The organism is Mordavella massiliensis, assembly GCF_016901695.1.
Taxonomy (GTDB): domain Bacteria; phylum Bacillota; class Clostridia; order Lachnospirales; family Lachnospiraceae; genus Claveliimonas; species Claveliimonas massiliensis_A.
In genome coordinates, this window is sequence record NZ_JACJKS010000003.1 from 175,661 (window position 1) to 195,736 (window position 20,076).

Genomic DNA, 20,076 nt, shown 5'->3' on the forward strand with positions numbered 1-20,076 from the left:
GAATACAAAAATGGAAAAGATCAAAATGACCAACCCGATCGTTGAGATGGACGGAGATGAGATGACAAGGATCCTCTGGAAGATGATCAAGGATCATCTGCTCGAGCCGTTTATTGAGCTTAACACCGAATACTATGACCTGGGGCTCGAGCACCGCAATGAGACGGACAATCAGGTGACGGTCGACGCGGCCAACGCCACGAAGAAATATAAAGTGGCAGTCAAGTGCGCCACCATCACGCCCAATGCGGCGCGCATGACAGAGTACGATCTGAAGGAGATGTGGAAGAGCCCTAACGGCACGATCCGCGCGATCCTGGACGGGACGGTGTTCCGGGCGCCCATCGTAGTCAAGGGGATCGAACCCTGTGTGAAGAACTGGAAGAAACCGATCACCATCGCGAGACACGCTTACGGGGATGTGTACAAGGGCGTGGAGATGAAGGTTCCCTCCGCCGGGAAGGTGGAACTTGTCTACACGGCGCAGGACGGATCCGAGGCGCGGGAGCTGGTCCATACATTTGACGGGCCCGGCATCGTACAGGGCATGCACAATGTCAATGCCTCCATTGAGAGTTTCGCCCGGAGCTGCTTCAACTATGCCCTTGATACGAAGCAGGACCTCTGGTTCGCCACCAAGGACACGATCTCCAAAAAGTATGACCACACGTTCAAGGATATCTTCCAGGAGATTTACGACAGTGAGTATGCACAGAAATTCAAAGAGGCAGGGATCGAGTATTTCTACACGCTGATCGACGATGCGGTGGCCCGCGTCATGAAGTCTGAGGGCGGCTATATCTGGGCCTGCAAGAACTATGACGGCGATGTTATGAGCGATATGGTTTCCTCCGCATTCGGCTCCCTTGCCATGATGACCTCCGTTCTCGTGTCCCCGGAGGGATACTATGAGTACGAGGCTGCTCACGGCACCGTGCAGCGCCATTACTACAAACATCTGAAAGGAGAGGAAACTTCCACCAATTCAGTCGCCACCATCTTCGCGTGGACAGGCGCACTTCGCAAGCGCGGGGAATTCGACGGCAATGAGGCACTGGTGGAGTTTGCAGACAGGCTGGAGAAAGCCACCATCGACACGATCGAGGAAGGAAAGATGACAAAGGATCTGGCCCTTATCACAACACTGAGCAATCCGACAGTTCTCAATAGTGAAGAGTTTATTCTGGCAATTGCAGAAAAGCTCGCGTAAGTTAATTGAGGACGTAACACTTTTTAAAAGTGTTACGTCCTCAATTAATGTAACTGGTGTGTAATTGTGTCTGCGAGCAGAAACTTTACGTAGATTTAACGTAAAATTCACGTACAAATCCGTAAAAACCGATTATAATAGTGAAGAATATCAATCAATAGAATAAAATGAAAAGGGAATGTCTATGAAAAGTAACGTATGCAGATACATGACGGTACTGCTGGGAGCAACCGTCCTACTCGGGGGATGCCAGAACAGCGGCACGCAGGACAGCCGGGAGCGGGAGGCGCTGGAGAAGCTGGGGCAGATCCAGGTGATCACGAGGGAGAGCGGATCCGGCACGCGCAGCAGTCTCGCGCAGGCTCTTGGCCTTGATGAGGAAGGTGTGGACGACAGGGATCACATCACAGATACAGCGCAGGTGGCGGCATCCGGCGAGGAGATGATCGGGGCAGTCGCCCGGTCGGAAGGCGCGCTTGGCTATGTGAGTCTCGGGACCGGAGAAAATGAGGACAGCGAGGTCAGGGCGCTGGCGGTGGACGGCGTAACCCCTGATGCTGCCGCTATCGAAAGCGGAGAGTACCCGCTCAGCCGCACGCTCTGCCTTGCAAGCCAGGACGACGGGAATGCGCTGAAGGAGGATTTCCTGACATTTGTCACAGGCAAAGGGCAGGAGACAGTGGAGAAATTTCTGGTGCCCGCTGCGGACGGCAAGGATGTGTTCCTGTCCGGACAGCCGTCCGGGACCCTGCGCATTCACGGCTCCACCAGCCTGGCCCCGCTGATGGAGGCGCTGGCAGAGGAATACGAGGAAATCAATCCGGCGGCGGAAATCGATGTGGAAGCATCTGACTCCACCCAGGGGATCACGGATACACTCACCGGCGCATGCGACATGGCTATGGTGTCCAGGGAGCTGTATGCCTATGAGGCAGACCTTCTCACAGCCGTCCCGGTGGCGAAAGACGGCATCCGCATCCTTGTCCATGCAGACAATCCGCTGGAGGGAATATCAATGGATGCGTTAAAAGGAATTTACAGCGGCGATATAACAGAATGGGCAGAAACAAACGAAAAATAAGAGGAGAAAGATACAATGGAGAAAGACAGAATCGAAGAGCAGTTGTTCATGAACCGGGAGCTGTCCTGGCTAAAATTCAATGAGCGCGTTTTGGAGGAGGCCGAAGATGAGAGCGTGCCGCTGTGCGAGCGCCTCAGCTTTGCTGCCATCTACCAGAGCAACCTGGATGAGTTTTTTATGGTCAGGGTGGGCTCCCTGGAAGATCAGATGCTGCTTGGGAAAAAGATCCGGGACAACAAAACGCATATGACGCCTGCGGAGCAGATCGACGGGATCTTGAAGAAAGTAAGAAAATTAAGCAGCCGGCGCGACAGGGCGTACCAGGAGCTGATGAAGAGCCTCGAGCCCCATGGCGTGCGGCTCACGGATTTCGGAAAACTTGGCGAGGAGGAAAAAGACAATCTCTCAAAATTTTTCCAGCTTGAGATCGAGCCCCTGATCTCGCCCACTGTCATAGGAAAACGGCAGCCGTTCCCCTTCCTCCGCAACAAGGAGATCTACGCAGTTGCCGTTCTGGCGACAAAGAGTGGCAAAGAGCGACTTGGCATCATCCCCTGCACCAATAACATGGTGGAGCGTCTGATCCCCGTGCTTGGGCAGGACGGCTGCTACATGCTCTCGGAGGAACTGATCCTTCACTATATGCCGCGTGTGTTCAGCGGCTATCAGATCAGGGCAAAATCACTGATCCGGGTGACGCGGAACGCGGACATCGACGCAGACGCGCTCTATGACGAGGATCTGGATTACCGCGAGTTCATGGCAGACCTGATCCGGCGGAGGAAAAAACTTTCCCCCGTACGGCTGGAACTTTCCAGGGAGATGGACGGCGATGTGGTGGAGACGCTCTGCAAGTATCTGGATCTGGATGCAACACATGTGTTCCGCAGCCAGACGCCCCTGGATCTGTCTTTCGTGTTCCAGATCCAGGACATCCTGCGGAAAAAGGCGGATCTGTTCTACGAGAAGCGGGTGCCCCAGAAATCCCCGTCCTTCCGGGAGGGGAGAAGCATCATCGAGCAGATCAAGGAAGAAGACAAGATGCTTTCCTACCCGTACGAGTCCATCCGGCCTTTCCTTCGTCTTCTCAATGAGGCGGCGGAAGACGACAATGTCATCTCCATCAAGATGACCCTCTACCGTCTGGCAAAGCAGAGCAAAGTCGTGGAGGCCCTTGTGGAGGCTGCAGAGAACGGGAAGGAAGTCGTGGTCCTCGTGGAACTGCGGGCCAGGTTTGATGAGGAGAACAACATCGAATGGTCCCGCCGTCTCGAGGAAGCCGGCTGCCAGGTGATCTACGGGCTGGAGGGATACAAAGTCCATTCCAAACTCTGCCTGATCACAAGAAAGACAGAGGGCAGGATCGAGTACATCACACAGATCGGCACAGGCAACTATAACGAAAAGACATCCAGGCTTTATACAGACCTGTCTCTTATGACTGCAAATGTGGACATTGGTCTGGAAGCCGCCGCTGTGTTCCAGGCTCTGGCCAAGGGCGAAGTGGTGGAGCACTCCGAAAAGCTGCTGGTAGCGCCCAAATGCCTGCAGAACCGGGTGCTGGAGATGATCGACGACGAGATCGCGCGGGCCCGGGACGGGGAGGACGCCTACATCGGGCTGAAGCTGAACTCCCTGACCGATAAGAAGATCATTGATAAACTCATCGAGGCGTCCTGCGCAGGTGTGAAGATCGACATGGTCATCCGCGGCATCGCCTGCCTCGTGCCGGGCATAGAGGGAAAGACAGAGAACATCCGCATCATCAGCATAGTCGGGAGATTCCTGGAGCATTCCCGGATCTATATTTTCGGGCGCGGGGAGCGGGCAAAGTACTATATCGCTTCCGCAGACTTTATGACGAGAAACACAGTCCGCCGTGTGGAAGTAGCAGCGCCTGTCCTGCAGGAGGACTTAAAAGCACGCCTGCAGGCTGTCTTTGACACTATGCTTTGCGACAACCAGAAAGCGCGCGAGGCCTGCAGCGACGGGATTTACAGACACGTGAGCGCCCAGCCGGACGGGGAACTTCTGAATTCCCAGGAGTATTTCTATCAGGAGGCGTATGACAAAGCTGCGAAGGCGTAAGAAAAGGTGTTGAGAGAATGATATGGAGACTTGGCGATTGCCTGGAAAAGACAGAAGAGGAAGAGTGGCGGGCATTGCCCGCCCCGTCCGTCTTCCTGACAGACTCCCGGAATGCCAGAAAAGTCCTTGATATGGCAGGGATCCAGTATGAAAATGATATCCAGCTTGGGCAGATTGGCTTCTGCAAGCTGGAAACCCAGCAGGAATGTCTGGCGGGAACGCTGTGCATTCCCAAGCTGCTGGACGTACTGGGCAGCCGGTACAGGATCTATTTTTTCATCAACCAGGACCATGTGGTTCTCGTGGATGACGAAGATTTCTCCATGCGGCTAATCCGCAGGATCAAGCGGCGCAAGGCTCATCAGGGGGAGACAAAAGAGCGTTTTATCTATAATTACATCGCAGAGTTTATGAGCCGGGACCAGGAGCTTCTCCTGCAGTATGAAAAGACGCTGATGCACATGGAAGAGGACGCCATGCAGGGAAAGATAGAGAAGTTCCAGCAGGAGCTGATGCCCATCCGGCGCAAACTTCTGAACCTGCGCAGCTACTACGATGAGATGATGGATATGGGCAGGGAGCTTGAGGAAAATGAGAACGGTTTTTTCGCCAGAAAACAGCTCAAGTATTTTGGGACACTGACCGACCGGGCGGACCGGCTGATGAGCCGCACGTCCCATCTTCTCGAGTATGCCCAGCAGGTGCGCGACGTGTACCAGGCCCAGGTGGACGCGCGGCAGAACAGCAACATGCAGTTCCTGACCGTCCTGTCCACAATCTTTTTTCCTCTGACCCTGATAACCGGGTGGTACGGGATGAACTTCCAGGATATGCCGGAGCTGGAAAACGGATATCCGGGGGTGATCGCCCTCAGCCTGACTGTCATCATCGGATGCATCGTTATATTTAAGAAGAAAAAAATTCTGTAAGAAACGGGAGGAGACCTGCCTCAGGCAAGCTCCTCCCATTTTTCGTATAATACTTCCAGTTCCGAGGCGATGTCCGCCTTCTCCTTTGCAAGCTCCTGGCATTTCACGGAGTTGGTATAGACCTCCTCCTCTGCCATGAGCGCGTCGATCTGTGAGTCCCGCTCCTCCAGCAGGGTGATCCGCTCCTCGGTCTTCTTCAGATCGCTGGCCCGCTTTCGCTCCCTGGCCTGCGCCTCTTTCTGCTCCTGCCAGCTCAGTTTCGCCTCCGAGACAGCCCCGCGCTCTGCGCCGGATCCTGTGTTTGGGAGGCTGGAGGAGGAAGACGGCGCGCAGGCGGCGGTCAGCTCCTCTTTCTTTTCCAGGTAATAGTCGTAATTGCCGATATAATTTACAAATGTCTGGTTCACAAGCTCCAGGATCCGCGTGGCTGTCTGGTTGATAAAGTACCGGTCATGGGAGACATAGAGCACAGTGCCGGTGTAGTTGTTGAGGGCATTTTCCAGGATTTCCTTGGAGGCGATATCCAGATGGTTGGTGGGCTCGTCCAGGATCAGGAAATTGGCCTCGGAGAGCATCAGCTTTGCCAGGGACACACGGCCCCGCTCCCCGCCGCTCAGGTCGCCGATCCGCTTGAACACGTCGTCCCCTGTAAAAAGGAAGGCGGCCAGCATATTGCGGATCTGCGTGTGCGTGAGAGAGGGGTAGTCGTCCGAGATCTCGTCAAACACCGTCTTATCCATGTGGAGCACATGATGCTCCTGGTCGTAGTAGCCCACATGCACGTTGGCGCCCAGGGTAAAGGAACCGCTGTCTGCACGGATCACGTCGTTGAGGATCTTAAGAAGCGTTGTCTTGCCGGTCCCGTTGTCACCGATGACAGCCACGTGCTCGCCGCGGCGGATGGAGAAGCTCACATCTGTGAAAAGCGTCTGGTCCGGAAAGGATTTGGACAGATGCTCCACCGACAGGACGTCGTTCCCGCTGACGCAGGAGGGCTCCAGCGTGAGGCGGATATCTGTGCGCAGCTCTGCCGGCTTCTCGATCCTCTCCATTTTATCCAGCATCTTTTCCCGGCTCTCCGCCCGCTTGATGGACTTCTCACGGTTGAAGGAGCGCAGCTTCTCAATGACAGCCTCCTGGTGGCGGATCTCCTGCTGCTGGTTCAGGTATTCCTTCAGTCGTGCTTCCCGGATCTGCTGCTTTTTCTGCGCATAGTCAGCGTAGTTGCCCATGTATGTCGTGAGCGAGCCCTGCTCGATCTCGATCACCTTGGTCACGACCCGGTTCAGGAAATACCGGTCGTGGGACACGATGAGAACAGCGCCGGGATAATTCAGAAGATAGGTCTCCAGCCAGGTGATCGAGTGCAGATCCAGATGGTTGGTGGGCTCGTCCAGCAGAAGGATGTCCGGGCGCGTCAGGAGCAGTTTGCCGAGAGATACGCGGGTCTTCTGACCGCCGGAGAGGGTGCCGACCTCCCGGTCAAAGTCCTCCTCGCCAAAGCCGAGTCCCTTCAGGACGCCTGTGATCTCGCTTTCGCAGGCGTAGCCGTTTTCGCGGTCAAACCGTTCCGTCAGACGGTGATAGGTGTTCAGCCGCTCTGTGAGAGCCTCGCCGGACAGGGAGGGCAGTTCCTCCTCGATCCGGCGGATCTCCGCCTCAATGGCCAGGATCTCTGCCTTTGCCGTGCGGACCTCCCCGTAGATCGTGTTTCCGCTGCCGAGATCCTGATGCTGGGCAAGATACCCGAGCGTCCGGCCCTTTGCCAGCGTGACGGTGCCGCCGTCGGCGGGCAGCTCCCCTACGATCATCTTTAAGATCGTGGACTTTCCGGCGCCATTGATCCCTACAAGGGCGGCTTTTTCGTGGTCCTCAATATGGAAGGAGCCGTCCCTGACAATGACGTCCTCCCCGAATGACTTTTCTATATTATGACATGCTAAGATCATGGTGTACCTCCTGTGAGAAAGCCGCGTATTCAGCGGCCTTATCTATTATAAAGGGGATGGGGGGACGTGTCAATTTCCGGGGAACTTTTCAGAACAAAAAATTGACTTTGTACGGACAATTCTATATAATAGGTCTGAGAAACTGAAATGGAAGGTGAATATAAGTGGAAGGCAGAGAAATTTCACAGGCAGTCATACGTAGACTTCCAAGATATTACCGCTATTTAGGGGAACTGCTGGAGAACGGCGTGGAGAGGATCTCCTCCAATGATCTCAGCAAGAGGATGCACGTGACAGCTTCCCAGATACGGCAGGATCTGAACAACTTCGGCGGCTTCGGCCAGCAGGGGTATGGATATAATGTAAAGTATCTCTACACGGAGATCGGCAAGATACTCGGACTCGAGGAGGACCATGACATGGTCATCATCGGAGCCGGTAATCTCGGACATGCGCTTGCCAACTATGCGGCGTTTGAGAAGCGTGGATTTGTCCTGAAGGGGATTTTTGACGTGAACCCCACGCTGAAGGGCATGACGATCCGCGGCGTGCCCATCCACATGATGGACGAGCTGGAGGATTTCGTAAAGAAAAACGACATAGAGATCGGCATCCTTACGATCCCGAAGGCAAAGGCGATCGAGGTCGCCAATCAGCTTGTATCATACGGCGTGAAGGCGATCTGGAATTTCGCACACACGGATCTGAATCTCCCGGAGGATGTGATCGTTGAGAACGTACATCTGTCAGAGAGCCTGATGCGGCTTTCTTACAACATCAGCCGGTATAATGAGGAACAGAAAAAAGCAGAAAAATAGCAGCGTTTGAAGGGCGTGTAAAGGCGGCGTATGGAAGACAGGCCTTCTTTATACGTCCTTTTCATATCGCTGCTGCCTGCAGGAAAGAAGGAGGGTGACAGTATGATCTTTCTGCCAGACGGAAGACAGATGAAGACAGCGGACAGCTACACCATACGGGAGAAGAAGATCCCGTCCCTCATCCTGATGGAGCGGGCGGCCCGCGCGTTCGTGGACACGGTGACAGAGAGGGGATACGATCTGTCCCGCGTGTGCGTGGTGTGCGGCTCCGGCAACAACGGAGGGGACGGTTTCGCCATAGCGAGGCTCCTGCTGGAAAAGGGAGCTGAGGTGACAGCTGTGATGGCCGGCAATCCGGACCACTGTACGGAGGAGACGCTCCGGCAGATCGGGCTTTTCAGGGAAGCGGGCGGAACTGTCTGCAACTCTTTTGAGGAAGGTGAATATAGTATACTGATCGACGCCGTGTTCGGTGCGGGCCTGAGCAGGCGGGTGGAGGGCTCCTACCTGGCGTGCATCGAGGCCATGAACCGGTCCGGCGGTGTGAAGCTTGCAGTGGATGTGCCCTCCGGTGTGTCCACTTCCAGCGGCGAGGTGGCCACAAGCGCATTTAAGGCAGATCTGACCGTCAGCTTCCAGTGCGCCAAACTGGGCTGCATGCTCGACCCGGGCAGGGCCTATGCAGGGGAAGTAAAAGTAGCCGACATCGGCGTGGACACAGACGGCCTGGAGGGCGACAGGGATGTGGCCTACGCGCTGGAGGAGCAGGATGTGCGCGCCATGCTGCCGGGCAGGAGGGCTGACTCCCACAAAGGGGATTACGGCAGAGCGCTTATCATAGCCGGAAGCCGCGGCATGGCGGGCGCCGCGTATCTCTCGGCTTTGGCCGCCTACCGGACAGGAGCCGGCCTTGTACAGATCTATACACCCGAGGAAAACAGGACCATCCTGCAGACACTGCTGCCGGAAGCCATCGTGCGCTGCTATGATTTCTTTGACGAGAGGGAGCTTCTGCGCCTCCTCGAGTGGGCGGACGTGGTGAGCATCGGATCCGGACTGGGAACGAGCGACAAGTCCAGGCGCATCCTGCAGACCACCCTGGAGAATGTGCAGGTGCCCTGTGTTGTGGATGCGGACGGACTGAACCTGCTGGCAGAGCACAGCCGCTACCTGTCCAGGCTTCCCCATGAGAATTTCGTGTTCACCCCGCATATGGGCGAGATGAGCCGGATCACAAAGAAGCCGGTGGAGGAGCTCCGGAAAAGCCGCCTGGAGGAACTGATGCAGTTTACCGGTTCCCACCGGATCACCTGCGTGCTCAAAGACGCGCGCACCTGCATCGGAAAGCAGGGAGAGCATCCCTTTGTCAACCTGTCCGGCAACGCCGCCATGGCGAAAGCCGGGAGCGGGGATGTCCTGGCCGGCGTGATCACCGGTCTGATCGCCCAGGGCATGGACTGCTTTGACGGGGCGGTCCTCGGCGTGTACCTGCACGGGCTCGCCGGCGATGCGGCGCGCAGGGGGAAGGGCGGCTACAGCGTGCTGGCCCGGGAACTGGCAGACGCCGTGGGCGCGGTACTGAAAAGACTGGAGGAGTAAGACATGAAGCACTATACAAGGATCTGCGCCAGGATCGACCTGGACGCTGTGGCATATAATCTTGAGAAGATGCACGAGAGGATCAGCCCGAAGGGGCGCATGGTCGCCGTCGTCAAGATGGACGGCTACGGCCACGGCGCGGCCCAGATCGCAAAGTGGGTCACAGAAGAGACGGACTACATCTGGGGCTATGCGGCCGCCACGCCGGACGAGGCGATCCTCCTTCGGAAGAAGGGCGTCAGGAAGCCGATCCTCGTACTTGGCTGCGCTTTCCCGGAACAGCGGGATGAGCTGATCCGCCAGGAGATCCGCATGACATGCTACACGCTGGAGATGGCGTGGGACATAGCGAAGCGGGCGCAGAGGATCGGAAAGGACGCGTACATACATATCAAACTGGATACCGGCATGTCCAGGCTCGGCTTCCTCATCTGTGAGGAGAGCGCCGGGGAGATCGCCAGGATCGCAGGGCTGCAGGGCCTTGTGCTGGAAGGGATGTTCACACATTTCTCCAAGGCGGACGAGGAAGATAAGACGTTTACGAAGAAGCAGATCAAAGCATACCTGTGGATGAAGGAGGAGCTTAAGAAGCGGGGCGTGACATTTCCGTACTGCCACTGCTCCAACAGCGCCGGCATCATCGACATCCCGGAGGCGGCCATGGATCTGGCCCGGGCCGGCATCGCCATGTACGGCATCTATCCGTCCGCCGAGGTGAGGAAGGATCTCGTTCCCCTGCGGCCGGCCATGGCCCTGATCAGCCATGTGGCCCACGTCAAGTGGGTGGACGCGGGGACGCCGGTCAGCTACGGCGGAACCTTTGTGACGGAGCGCAGGACCAAGATCGTGACCGTGCCGGTGGGGTACGGGGACGGCTATCCAAGGAGCCTCTCAAACAGAGGATGGGTGCTGATCCACGGGAAAAAGGCGCCGATCCTCGGGCGGATCTGCATGGATCAGTTCATGGTGGATGCCACCGGGATCGAGGACGTCCGCTTCGGCGACGAGGTGACCCTTGTCGGACATGACGGGGACGAGTACCTGTCTGTGGATACACTGGCAGATCTGTCCGGCCGGTTCAGCTATGAATTTATCTGCAACATCGGAAAGCGCGTGCCAAGGGAGTATATCCGGCACGGGGAGATCGTGGAGCAGATGGACTATTTCGGATAGCGGCCGGCGTGCTTTTGGAATACATCCGAGAAAGATGGCAATACTAGAGGTATCTAATCGGATCGGAGTGTGACCGGAAGTGCAGGTAAAGCGCGGCGATATCTACTACGCGGATTTAAGCCCCGTCGTGGGCTCAGAGCAGGGCGGGATCCGTCCCGTGCTGATCATACAGAACAACATAGGAAACAGACACAGTCCCACCGTCATATGCGCGGCGATCACCTCCCGCATGAACAAGGCAAAGCTGCCGACGCACGTGGAGATCGATGCAGGCAGGTACCGGATCGTCAGAAATTCGGTGATCCTGCTGGAACAGGTGCGCACGATCGACAAGCGGCGGCTGAAGGAGATGGTCTGCCATCTGGACCGGGAACTGATGGAGAAAGTAGATGAGGCCCTGAAGATCAGCTTCGAGCTTCATACATAGGAAAAGGAGCGGTAAGAAAGAGATTATGGAAGAAGGCAGTTTGTTTCAGAGGATGAAGCAGTTATTCCAGGAAGACGAAGAACTGAAAGGAAAGGAAGAGTTCGGACAGGAGGCGACGGAGCTGATCCGCAATATCTTCCGCTACATGGACAAGGACGCGCGGGATATCATGACCCACCGGCGGGATATCGTCGCCATTGACGGGGAGGAGACGCTGGAAGATGCGCTGAAGTTCATGCTGGAGGAAAAGCACTCCCGCTTCCCGATCTACCGGGAGGACATTGACGAGATCATCGGCACTATGCACCTGCGGGAGGCCATGGTGTGCTACATGAATGAGGAACTGCGTATCCGGCGCGTCTGTGAGCTGGAGGAGTACATACGGCCGGTCACCTTCATACCGGAATCCAAGAGCATTGACAAGCTCTTTAAGGAAATGCAGGCAAAGAAAAAGCATCTGGTGATCGTCCTGGACGAGTACGGGCAGACATCCGGGCTTGTGGCCATGGAGGACATCCTGGAGGAGATCATGGGCAACATCCTGGACGAGTACGACGAGGAGGAGGAACTGCTTGTCAGACAGCCCGACGGCAGCATCAAGGCCAGCGGATTCGCAGAGCTGGAGGACCTGGAGGAGATGCTGGGCATCTCCATGGAGACAGAAGAGTACGAGACGCTGAACGGCTTCCTGACAGGGCAGCTGGACCGGATCCCGGGGGAGGACGAGCACTGCGTCATCGATTACAGCGGGTACAGATTTACCGTGCTGTCCGTTGATAATAACGCCATCCAGTCAGTCAGCATTGAAAAAACAGACGGAGAGTGATAGAATAGAAAAAGTGTGAATAAAGAAGATACAAGGAGAGAGGAACATGTCAGGACATTCAAAGTTTGCCAACATCAAACATAAGAAAGAAAAGAACGATGCCGCGAAGGGCAAGATCTTTACCAAGATCGGCAAGGAGCTGGTGGTGGCCATCAAGGAGGGCGGCAGCGCGGATCCTGCCAACAACAGCAGGCTCCGGGACGTGATCGCCAAGGCAAAAGCCAACAACATGCCCAACGACACGATCGAGCGAAATATAAAGAAGGCGGCCGGCGACGCGGATGCTTCCAACTACGAGCACATTACATACGAGGGCTACGGGCCGGGCGGCACAGCCATCATCGTGGAGACGCTGACAGATAATAAGAACCGGACGGCCTCCAACGTAAAGAGCGCATTTACAAAAGGAAACGGCAATGTGGGGACACCCGGCTGCGTTTCATTCATGTTTGACAGGAAGGGGCAGATCCTCGTCGCCAAGGAAGAGTACGAGGGCGACCCGGACGAGCTGATGATGCAGGCCCTGGATGCGGGCGCCGAGGACTTCGCCGAGGAGGAGGACAGCTACGAGATCCTCACAGATCCCGACGAGTTCAGCGCAGTCCGCCTGGCACTTGAGGAGGCGGGCATCCCCATGGCGCAGGCCGAGGTGACCATGATCCCCCAGACATGGGTGGAGCTCTCCGATGAGAAGGATATCCAGAATATCCAGAAGACGCTTGATCTTCTGGATGATGACGATGACGTGCAGGACGTCTATCACAACTGGGATATGTAGGTGGGGTCAGATGCGATGGAAACGAAGTCACTTGAGACGGTAAAGCGTGAGCTGGTGGATTTCTTTGAAGAAATGCTTGCGTACCGTCCGTATTTCAAGAGAAAGGTGTACGCAGACACATTTATGAAGTGTTATGAGGAGCACAGAGAGCTCCTTGCAGACATAACCGCGCTCTGCAGTCAGGCAGAGGACGAGGAGGACCTGATCGGGGAGCTGGCGGCCGCGATCCCGGATCACGCCCACGGCCAGATCGAAGCCCTCCGCGGGAAGAGCAGGCGGGAGGGCCGGATGATTGACTACAACATGGCCATGGTTACCTTTGTCATGCCTGTGCTGGGATACGGCGGCAGCAAGATCCTGAGCAGGATGATCGATCAGATGGTTGAGAAGTGGAACCAGCCGCCCATGACCATGCAGATCCAGAGGTCGGATTTTGAGAGCCTCAAAAACGGCTTCCGGTCCCATCTGTGCTACATCACGACCGCCGTGTGCAAAAGCCGCGGCAGAGGGGACGACTGCCGGGAGCTTTGCATGCTCAGGCAGTACAGGGACGATGTCCTTGCCTCCACCCCGGAGGGGAGGAGGCTGGTGGAGGAATACTATGACGTGGCTCCCACCATTGTGTCCCGCATCAACAGGCAGAAGGACGCAGATGAGATCTACGAGGAGATCTACCGCACATATCTGAGCCGCTGCATCGACCTGATCGGACAGGATCAGCCGGACGCGTGCCAGGAGGTCTACACGGATATGGTGGAAGAGCTTAAGAGAAAGTATCTCTTCTCATAAAGCAAATGACAGAAATACACAGGAAAGGAACATGAAGAAGATGAGCAATTACAGGTTAGAGACAAAATGTATCCAGTCCGGATACACACCGAAGAACGGGGAGCCCAGAGTTCTTCCCATTTATCAGAGCACGACATTCAAGTATGAGACAAGCGAGCAGATGGGGCGGCTTTTCGACCTGGAGGAGTCAGGCTACTTCTACACACGCCTGCAGAACCCGACGAACGATGCCGTTGCGGCGAAGATCTGCGATCTGGAAGGCGGCGTCGCAGGCATGCTCACTTCTTCCGGTCAGGCAGCCAACTTCTACGCGATTATGAATATTGCCCAGGAGGGGGATCACATTGTATGCGCGTCGGCCCTCTACGGCGGCACGTACAATCTCTTTGCCCACACGATCCGCAAGATGGGCGTGGAGGCCACATTCGTCGATCCGGACTGCAGCGTGGAGGAGTTAAACGCCGCTTTCCGGGAGAATACAAAGGCAGTGTTCGGCGAGACCATCGCCAACCCGGCGCTTGTAGTGCTGGACATTGAGAAATTTGCAGCCGCCGCACATGCCCACGGCGTTCCGCTGATCGTGGACAACACCTTTGCGACGCCCATCAACTGCCGGCCTTTCGAGTGGGGGGCGGACATTGTGACCCATTCCACCACAAAATACATGGACGGGCATGCATCCTGTGTGGGCGGCGCCATCGTTGACAGCGGCAAATTTGACTGGGAGGCCCACGCGGACAAATTCCCCGGACTGACAACGCCGGATGAGACCTACCACGGCATTGTCTACACACAGAAATTCGGGCAGGGAGCCTACATCACAAAAGCGACGGCGCAGTTGATGCGGGACCTTGGCTCCATCCAGTCCCCGCAGAACGCGTTCCTTTTGAATATCGGCCTGGAGACGCTGCACCTGCGGATGCCCCGGCACTGCGAGAACGCGCTGAAAGTTGCCACATACCTGAAGGACCATGAGAAGGTAGACTGGGTACACTGCCCGTCCCTGGAAGGGGATCCCTACTATGAGCTGGCAAAGAAATACATGCCGGGCGGCACGTGCGGCGTGATCACATTCGGCCTGAAGGGCGGAAGAGCTGCTGCGGAGAAGATGATGGATCACCTCAAACTGGCGGCCATCGTGACCCATGTGGCGGACGCCCGGACATGCGTGCTTCATCCGGCAAGCCACACCCACCGGCAGATGAACGACCAGGAGCTCAGGGAAGCAGGAGTACAGCCCGAGCTGATCCGCTTCAGCGTCGGCATTGAGAACGCGGATGACATCATTGCAGATGTAGAGCAGGCGCTGGCACAGATTTAAGGTATAAAACAGGAAAAGCACTTCCATACTATGCATATGGAGGTGCTTTTTTATGGAGATGAAGGAACAGGATACAGAGAAAACCGGGGAGATCAAAGAGACGGGAAGCGTGGACCTTGACGGGGGTGCGCCGGCGGGACACCGGATCAAGCTGATCACGATCATCGGGGAGATCGAGGGCCATGAGGCGGTCTCCGGAAACACAAAGGCGACAAAATACGAACACCTGCTGCCCATGCTGGCGCAGATCGAGGACAGCCCCCAGGTGGACGGCCTGCTGATCCTGCTCAACACGCTGGGAGGCGATGTGGAGGCAGGGCTGTCCATTGCGGAGGTGATCGCCTCCATGAGCAAGCCCACCGTCTCGCTCGTGCTGGGCGGCAGCCACTCCATCGGCGGCCCCCTGGCCGTGTCTGCGGACTACTCCTATATCGTGCCGAGCGGGACAATGATCATCCACCCCGTGCGCTCCAGCGGCATGTGCATCGGCGTCATGCAGAGCTTCCGCAACATGGAGAGGACCCAGGACCGGATCACAGGCTTTCTGTCCCGGCATTCCCGCATGAGCCGGGAGAGGATCGAGGAGCTGATGCTCAACTCCACCCAGCTTGTCAAGGATGTGGGGACGCTGCTGGAGGGGGAGGAGGCGGTCAGGGAAGGGCTCATCGACGAGGTGGGCGGACTGTCCGATGCGCTGGGAAAACTGCACGAAATGATAGAGAACTGCCGCAAAGGGCAGGAAAAACCATGAAAATAGCTGATGACAGCTTTTCCTCAAAATGGTATACTATAATTTAAGAATGCTTTAGGAAGCTACGCGGGGGAAGAAAGACCAAGGGGGAAACAACATGGCATCAAAGTCAGGGACTGGAAGAAGAAAAAAGACAGCAGGAAAAAAGAAGAACACACAGCGCAGTTTTGTGGCAGATGAGATCCTGATCTGGCTGACGCTGGCCGTCAGCATCCTTCTGCTTTTGAGCTGCTTCGGACTTGGCGGGGCCGTGGGGGGGGCGGTGTCCGGCCTGCTCCGGGACCTGTTCGGCTACAGTACCTATATCGTTCCCTTCCTTCTGTTCGGGGCCGTGGCGTTCGCGGTCTCCAACAGGGGGAACGGGATCGCCTACATAAAGACAGGGGCTGCGGTGGCGCTGTTCATTCTTGTGACGACGCTCCTGGAGCTGATCGTCGAGGAGGGAGGCCTCCTGGGCTGGTCTGTTGCGGGGCTGCTCGTACCTGCGGTGGGAACGGCCGGCACCTACGTGATCGTCCTCATTCTGATGATCATCTGCATCGTGCTCATCACAGGGCGGTCCGCCCTCAAAGGGGTAAAGGAGCAGGGCGGCAGAGCCTATGACCGCGCCAGGGAAGACGCGGCGCGCAGGCGGGAGCTGGCCCGGACGCGACGGATGATCCGCGAGGAGGAGGCAAGAAGAGAGCTTGAGGAGGCCCGCCTGGAGGCGCAGGATGCGGACGGGGAAGCAGGAGGCAGCCGCGGCCGCAGGCGCAAGGACAGGCGGGTGACGGGCGTCTCCTTTAACACAACGCTGGGAGAGAAGAGCCGCTCACCCGAGATGCACGAGATCGAACCGCCGGCGGAGGATCTTTTTGCGGAAGCGCAGACAGACCCGGCGGAGGAGATCCCTCCCTTTGCCATCAACCGGGCGCAGGAGCCGGATACGGATACAGCCGGCACGTGGGCAGAGGCGGAGCAGGAGGAGATCCCGGCCGCACAGCCGGAGCAGGACGTAAGTCCGCGCCGGAGCAGGATGGGCGGCCAGGAAATGGCCTTAGAGACAGCGCAGGTGGAGAAGATGGCGGCCGAGGCGGACACAAAGCCGAAAAAGGCATACCGGACGCCGCCTCTGTCCCTTCTCACTAAGGGGAAGAAAGCAGGCGGGGATTCAGACGCCCACCTCAGGGAGACAGCCCGGAAGCTGCAGGAGACCCTGCACAATTTCGGCGTGAATGTGACGATTACAAATGTGAGCTGCGGCCCCTCTGTCACCAGATATGAACTGCAGCCGGAGCAGGGCGTAAAGGTGAGCAAGATCGTCGGCCTTACCGATGATATCAAGCTGAATCTGGCCGCCGCGGACATCCGGATCGAGGCGCCCATCCCCGGCAAGGCCGCCGTGGGCATCGAGGTGCCCAACAAGGAGAACGCGGTCGTCCATCTGCGGGATCTTCTGGAGGCCCCGGAATTCAAGGAGAGCCGTTCCGCCATCGCCTTTGCGGCAGGGCGGGACATCGCCGGGAAGCCGGTGGTGGCGGACATTGCGAAGATGCCTCATCTTCTTGTGGCGGGGGCTACCGGATCCGGTAAATCCGTCTGCATCAACACCATGATCATCAGTATCCTCTACAAGGCCACGCCGGAGGAGGTCAAGCTGATCATGATCGATCCGAAGGTGGTGGAGCTGAGCGTGTACAACGGGATCCCGCACCTGATGATCCCTGTGGTCACGGATCCGAAGAAGGCGGCCGGCGCCCTCAACTGGGCCGTGGCGGAGATGATGAAGCGCTACGAACTTTTTGCGGCATACAACGTCCGGGATATCAAGGGATTCAACGAGAAGACAGAGAGCATGACGCCCCAGGAGCGGGAGGGGAAGCCGGGTAAGCTTCCACAGATCGTCATCATTGTGGACGAGCTGGCAGACCTCATGATGGTGGCTCCCGGGGAAGTGGAGGAGGCCATCTGCCGTCTGGCACAGCTTGCCAGGGCGGCCGGCATCCATCTTGTCGTTGCGACCCAGAGACCGTCCGTCAATGTGATCACGGGCCTGATCAAGGCTAACATGCCGTCCAGGATCGCATTCTCCGTGTCATCAGGCGTGGACTCCCGCACGATCATCGACATGAACGGGGCGGAAAAGCTGCTTGGAAAGGGCGACATGCTCTTTTATCCCTCCGGCTACCAGAAGCCGGCCCGTGTCCAGGGCGCCTTTGTCTCGGACAAGGAAGTGCAGGCTGTCGTTGAGTACCTGAAAAAGCAGGCCGGGGGAGAGGCAGTCTACAGCGAGGAGATCGTCAATGAAGTCAACTCCAGCGCATCCGGTCTGGCCGGCAGCGGCGCACCGGCAGACAGCGCGGCCGGCTCAGAGGGAAGGGACGCCTATTTTGCCGAGGCAGGCAGGCTGATCATCGAGAAGGAGAAGGCCTCCATCGGAATGCTGCAGCGCATGTTCCGGATTGGTTTCAACCGGGCGGCCCGCATCATGGACCAGCTCTGTGAGGCGGGAGTCGTGGGACCGGAAGAGGGGACAAAACCGCGCAAGGTCCTTATGTCCATGGAGGAATTTCAGCAGTACCTGGAAGAAAACGTGTAGAAAAGGCCGGCGTGCCTTTTGTATAAATACAAAAAGGAAAGGAATGGATGAACATGAAGTCAGATATTCAGATCGCTCAGGAAGCACAGATGGCCCATATCAGAGATGTGGCCGCATCGGCAGGGATTCAGGAGGAGGACCTGGAGTTCTACGGAAAGTACAAAGCAAAACTCTCCGATGAACTCTGGGAGAAGATCCGGGACAGAAAGGACGGGAAGCTGGTCCTTGTGACAGCCATCAACCCGACGCCGGCCGGCGAGGGCAAGACGACCACCACGGTCGGACTCGGACAGGCCATGGCAAAACTGGGGCAGAAAGCCATCATCGCGCTCCGCGAGCCTTCCCTCGGCCCCTGCTTCGGCATCAAGGGCGGAGCCGCAGGCGGCGGCTACGCGCAGGTTGTCCCCATGGAGGATCTGAACCTGCACTTTACAGGGGACTTCCACGCCATCACTTCCGCCAACAACCTGCTGGCGGCCCTCCTCGACAACCATATCCAGCAGGGAAATGAGCTCGGCATCGATCCCCGGCAGGTTGTGTGGAAGCGCTGCCTTGACATGAATGACAGGAGCCTGCGCAATATCGTGGTCGGCCTTGGGAGAAAGGCGGACGGAATGGTGAGGGAGGATCATTTCGTCATCACGGTGGCTTCCGAGATCATGGCGATCCTCTGCCTTGCGGATGATATCAGCGATCTGAAGGAAAGACTGGGACGCATCATCGTGGCCTACAACTTCAAAGGCGAGCCTGTGACAGCAGACGATCTGCACGCCACGGGAGCCATGACGGCCCTTCTGAAAGACGCGATCAAGCCCAATCTCATCCAGACGCTTGAGCACACGCCGGCCCTCGTGCACGGCGGCCCCTTCGCCAATATCGCCCATGGCTGCAACAGCGTGCGCGCCACGAGAATGGCGCTGAAGCTGGCCGATATCACCATCACGGAGGCTGGCTTCGGAGCGGATCTGGGAGCGGAGAAATTCATGGACATCAAGTGCCGCATGGCCGGATTTAAGCCGGATGCCGTAGTTTTAGTTGCAACTGTGCGCGCTTTGAAGTATAATGGAGGAGTTGCCAAGGACCAGCTTTCGGAAGAGAATCTGGACGCCCTGGCAAAAGGAATTGTCAATCTTGAGAAACATATAGAAAATATACAGAAATATGATGTACCCGTTGTGGTAACCCTCAACTCGTTCGTGACGGACACAGAGGCGGAGATTGCCTATGTGCGCAGCTTCTGCGAGGAGCGGGGCTGCGAGTTCGCCCTCTCCGAAGTGTGGGAGAAGGGCGGCGAGGGCGGCGTGGCCCTTGCACAGAAAGTACTGGAGACACTCCGTGAAAAGGAGAGTCATTTCCATCCGCTGTACGAGGACGGACTCAGCCTGAAGGATAAGATCGAGACGATCGCCAGGGAGATCTACGGCGCGAGAGGTGTCCTCTACGAGCCTGCTGCGGAGAAGCAGTTGGCCAAGATCGAGGGGATGGGCTTCGGCAACATGCCGATCTGTATGGCCAAGAACCAGTACTCCCTGTCTGATGACGCGACAAAACTGGGCCGGCCGGAAGATTTCGATATCCATATCCGGGAAGTGTATGTCAGCGCGGGCGCCGGGTTTGTCGTAGCGCTCACAGGCGCCATCATGACGATGCCGGGCCTTCCGAGAGTGCCGGCCGCCAATGGCATCGATGTGACGGAAGACGGGAAGATCACAGGTCTGTTTTAAGGAGAGATAGAGTATGCCCCAGCGTGACAGAGGCA

At 57.1% G+C, this 20,076-nt stretch carries 16 protein-coding genes and 1 pseudogene; 16 read left to right on the forward strand and 1 reads right to left on the reverse strand.

The features are described from left to right. Positions 1-10 precede the first annotated feature (10 nt). The 4 genes from H6A20_RS03305 (at position 11) to H6A20_RS03320 (ending at position 5,308) form a co-directional block, all read left to right on the forward strand. Positions 11-1,210 (forward strand): NADP-dependent isocitrate dehydrogenase, encoded by a 1,200-nt coding sequence (locus H6A20_RS03305; protein ID WP_204905741.1) that lies wholly within the window; start codon positions 11-13, stop codon positions 1,208-1,210. Positions 1,211-1,394: 184 nt separating this feature from the next. Continuing rightward, positions 1,395-2,291 carry a substrate-binding domain-containing protein gene (locus H6A20_RS03310; RefSeq protein ID WP_204905742.1) on the forward strand — a complete coding sequence of 299 codons (897 nt, stop codon included), beginning with the start codon at positions 1,395-1,397 and terminating at the stop codon, positions 2,289-2,291. 15 nt (positions 2,292-2,306) lie between these two features. Continuing rightward, the gene (ppk1, locus tag H6A20_RS03315) at positions 2,307-4,379 is read left to right on the forward strand and encodes a polyphosphate kinase 1 (RefSeq protein WP_204905743.1); all 2,073 of its coding nucleotides are present in this window, start codon (positions 2,307-2,309) and stop codon (positions 4,377-4,379) included. Between the two features lie 17 nt (positions 4,380-4,396). After that, positions 4,397-5,308, forward strand: a complete 912-nt coding sequence (locus tag H6A20_RS03320; RefSeq protein WP_204905744.1) for a magnesium transporter CorA family protein — start codon at positions 4,397-4,399, stop codon at positions 5,306-5,308. A gap of 20 nt (positions 5,309-5,328) precedes the next feature. Here H6A20_RS03320 and abc-f read toward each other — a convergent pair whose 3' ends face one another. Continuing rightward, entirely contained in the window at positions 5,329-7,257 is a 1,929-nt protein-coding gene (gene abc-f, locus H6A20_RS03325) for a ribosomal protection-like ABC-F family protein (protein ID WP_204905745.1), read from the reverse strand. A gap of 164 nt (positions 7,258-7,421) precedes the next feature. Between abc-f and H6A20_RS03330 the strand changes: the two genes are divergently transcribed. The 12 genes and pseudogenes from H6A20_RS03330 (at position 7,422) to H6A20_RS03380 (ending at position 20,041) form a co-directional block, all read left to right on the forward strand. Then, positions 7,422-8,075, forward strand: a complete 654-nt coding sequence (locus H6A20_RS03330; RefSeq protein WP_204905746.1) for a redox-sensing transcriptional repressor Rex — start codon at positions 7,422-7,424, stop codon at positions 8,073-8,075. A gap of 102 nt (positions 8,076-8,177) precedes the next feature. Next, the gene (locus H6A20_RS03335; protein ID WP_204905747.1) at positions 8,178-9,674 is read left to right on the forward strand and encodes an NAD(P)H-hydrate dehydratase; all 1,497 of its coding nucleotides are present in this window, start codon (positions 8,178-8,180) and stop codon (positions 9,672-9,674) included. Positions 9,675-9,677: 3 nt separating this feature from the next. Next, positions 9,678-10,847 (forward strand): alanine racemase, encoded by a 1,170-nt coding sequence (gene alr, locus H6A20_RS03340; RefSeq protein ID WP_204905748.1) that lies wholly within the window; start codon positions 9,678-9,680, stop codon positions 10,845-10,847. Positions 10,848-10,926: 79 nt separating this feature from the next. Beyond that, a complete protein-coding gene (locus tag H6A20_RS03345; protein WP_204905749.1) occupies positions 10,927-11,274 on the forward strand; it encodes a type II toxin-antitoxin system PemK/MazF family toxin in 348 nt (115 codons plus the stop codon). A 169-nt stretch (positions 11,275-11,443) separates the two neighbouring features. Then, a pseudogene (locus H6A20_RS13980) lies at positions 11,444-11,794 on the forward strand (CBS domain-containing protein); the annotation flags it as partial. Positions 11,795-11,911: 117 nt separating this feature from the next. After that, positions 11,912-12,100, forward strand: coding sequence for a transporter associated domain-containing protein (locus H6A20_RS13985; protein WP_420846587.1), 189 nt, complete (start codon positions 11,912-11,914; stop codon positions 12,098-12,100). Between the two features lie 46 nt (positions 12,101-12,146). Next, positions 12,147-12,878 (forward strand): YebC/PmpR family DNA-binding transcriptional regulator, encoded by a 732-nt coding sequence (locus H6A20_RS03355; RefSeq protein ID WP_204905751.1) that lies wholly within the window; start codon positions 12,147-12,149, stop codon positions 12,876-12,878. A 15-nt stretch (positions 12,879-12,893) separates the two neighbouring features. After that, positions 12,894-13,667 (forward strand): CFI-box-CTERM domain-containing protein, encoded by a 774-nt coding sequence (locus H6A20_RS03360; protein ID WP_204905752.1) that lies wholly within the window; start codon positions 12,894-12,896, stop codon positions 13,665-13,667. A 40-nt stretch (positions 13,668-13,707) separates the two neighbouring features. Next, the gene (locus H6A20_RS03365; RefSeq protein WP_204905781.1) at positions 13,708-14,988 is read left to right on the forward strand and encodes an O-acetylhomoserine aminocarboxypropyltransferase/cysteine synthase family protein; all 1,281 of its coding nucleotides are present in this window, start codon (positions 13,708-13,710) and stop codon (positions 14,986-14,988) included. A 52-nt stretch (positions 14,989-15,040) separates the two neighbouring features. Continuing rightward, the gene (locus H6A20_RS03370; RefSeq protein WP_204905753.1) at positions 15,041-15,739 is read left to right on the forward strand and encodes a ClpP family protease; all 699 of its coding nucleotides are present in this window, start codon (positions 15,041-15,043) and stop codon (positions 15,737-15,739) included. Positions 15,740-15,836: 97 nt separating this feature from the next. Further along, complete coding sequence (locus H6A20_RS03375) at positions 15,837-18,317, forward strand: FtsK/SpoIIIE family DNA translocase (RefSeq protein ID WP_204905754.1); 2,481 nt, start codon at positions 15,837-15,839, stop codon at positions 18,315-18,317. A 53-nt stretch (positions 18,318-18,370) separates the two neighbouring features. After that, positions 18,371-20,041, forward strand: coding sequence for a formate--tetrahydrofolate ligase (locus tag H6A20_RS03380; RefSeq protein WP_204905782.1), 1,671 nt, complete (start codon positions 18,371-18,373; stop codon positions 20,039-20,041). Positions 20,042-20,076: the final 35 nt, after the last annotated feature.

Coding starts and splice junctions, on each gene's coding strand:
- H6A20_RS03370 (WP_204905753.1), top strand. CDS start 15,041: ATGGAGATGAAGGAACAGGATACAGAGAAAACCGGGGAGATCAAAGAG.
- H6A20_RS03355 (WP_204905751.1), top strand. CDS start 12,147: ATGTCAGGACATTCAAAGTTTGCCAACATCAAACATAAGAAAGAAAAG.
- alr (WP_204905748.1), top strand. CDS start 9,678: ATGAAGCACTATACAAGGATCTGCGCCAGGATCGACCTGGACGCTGTG.
- H6A20_RS03360 (WP_204905752.1), top strand. CDS start 12,894: ATGGAAACGAAGTCACTTGAGACGGTAAAGCGTGAGCTGGTGGATTTC.
- H6A20_RS03365 (WP_204905781.1), top strand. CDS start 13,708: ATGAGCAATTACAGGTTAGAGACAAAATGTATCCAGTCCGGATACACA.
- H6A20_RS03375 (WP_204905754.1), top strand. CDS start 15,837: ATGGCATCAAAGTCAGGGACTGGAAGAAGAAAAAAGACAGCAGGAAAA.
- H6A20_RS03380 (WP_204905782.1), top strand. CDS start 18,371: ATGAAGTCAGATATTCAGATCGCTCAGGAAGCACAGATGGCCCATATC.
- H6A20_RS03320 (WP_204905744.1), top strand. CDS start 4,397: ATGATATGGAGACTTGGCGATTGCCTGGAAAAGACAGAAGAGGAAGAG.
- H6A20_RS03335 (WP_204905747.1), top strand. CDS start 8,178: ATGATCTTTCTGCCAGACGGAAGACAGATGAAGACAGCGGACAGCTAC.
- H6A20_RS03310 (WP_204905742.1), top strand. CDS start 1,395: ATGAAAAGTAACGTATGCAGATACATGACGGTACTGCTGGGAGCAACC.
- ppk1 (WP_204905743.1), top strand. CDS start 2,307: ATGGAGAAAGACAGAATCGAAGAGCAGTTGTTCATGAACCGGGAGCTG.
- H6A20_RS03305 (WP_204905741.1), top strand. CDS start 11: ATGGAAAAGATCAAAATGACCAACCCGATCGTTGAGATGGACGGAGAT.
- abc-f (WP_204905745.1), bottom strand. CDS start 7,257: ATGATCTTAGCATGTCATAATATAGAAAAGTCATTCGGGGAGGACGTC.
- H6A20_RS13985 (WP_420846587.1), top strand. CDS start 11,912: ATGCTGGGCATCTCCATGGAGACAGAAGAGTACGAGACGCTGAACGGC.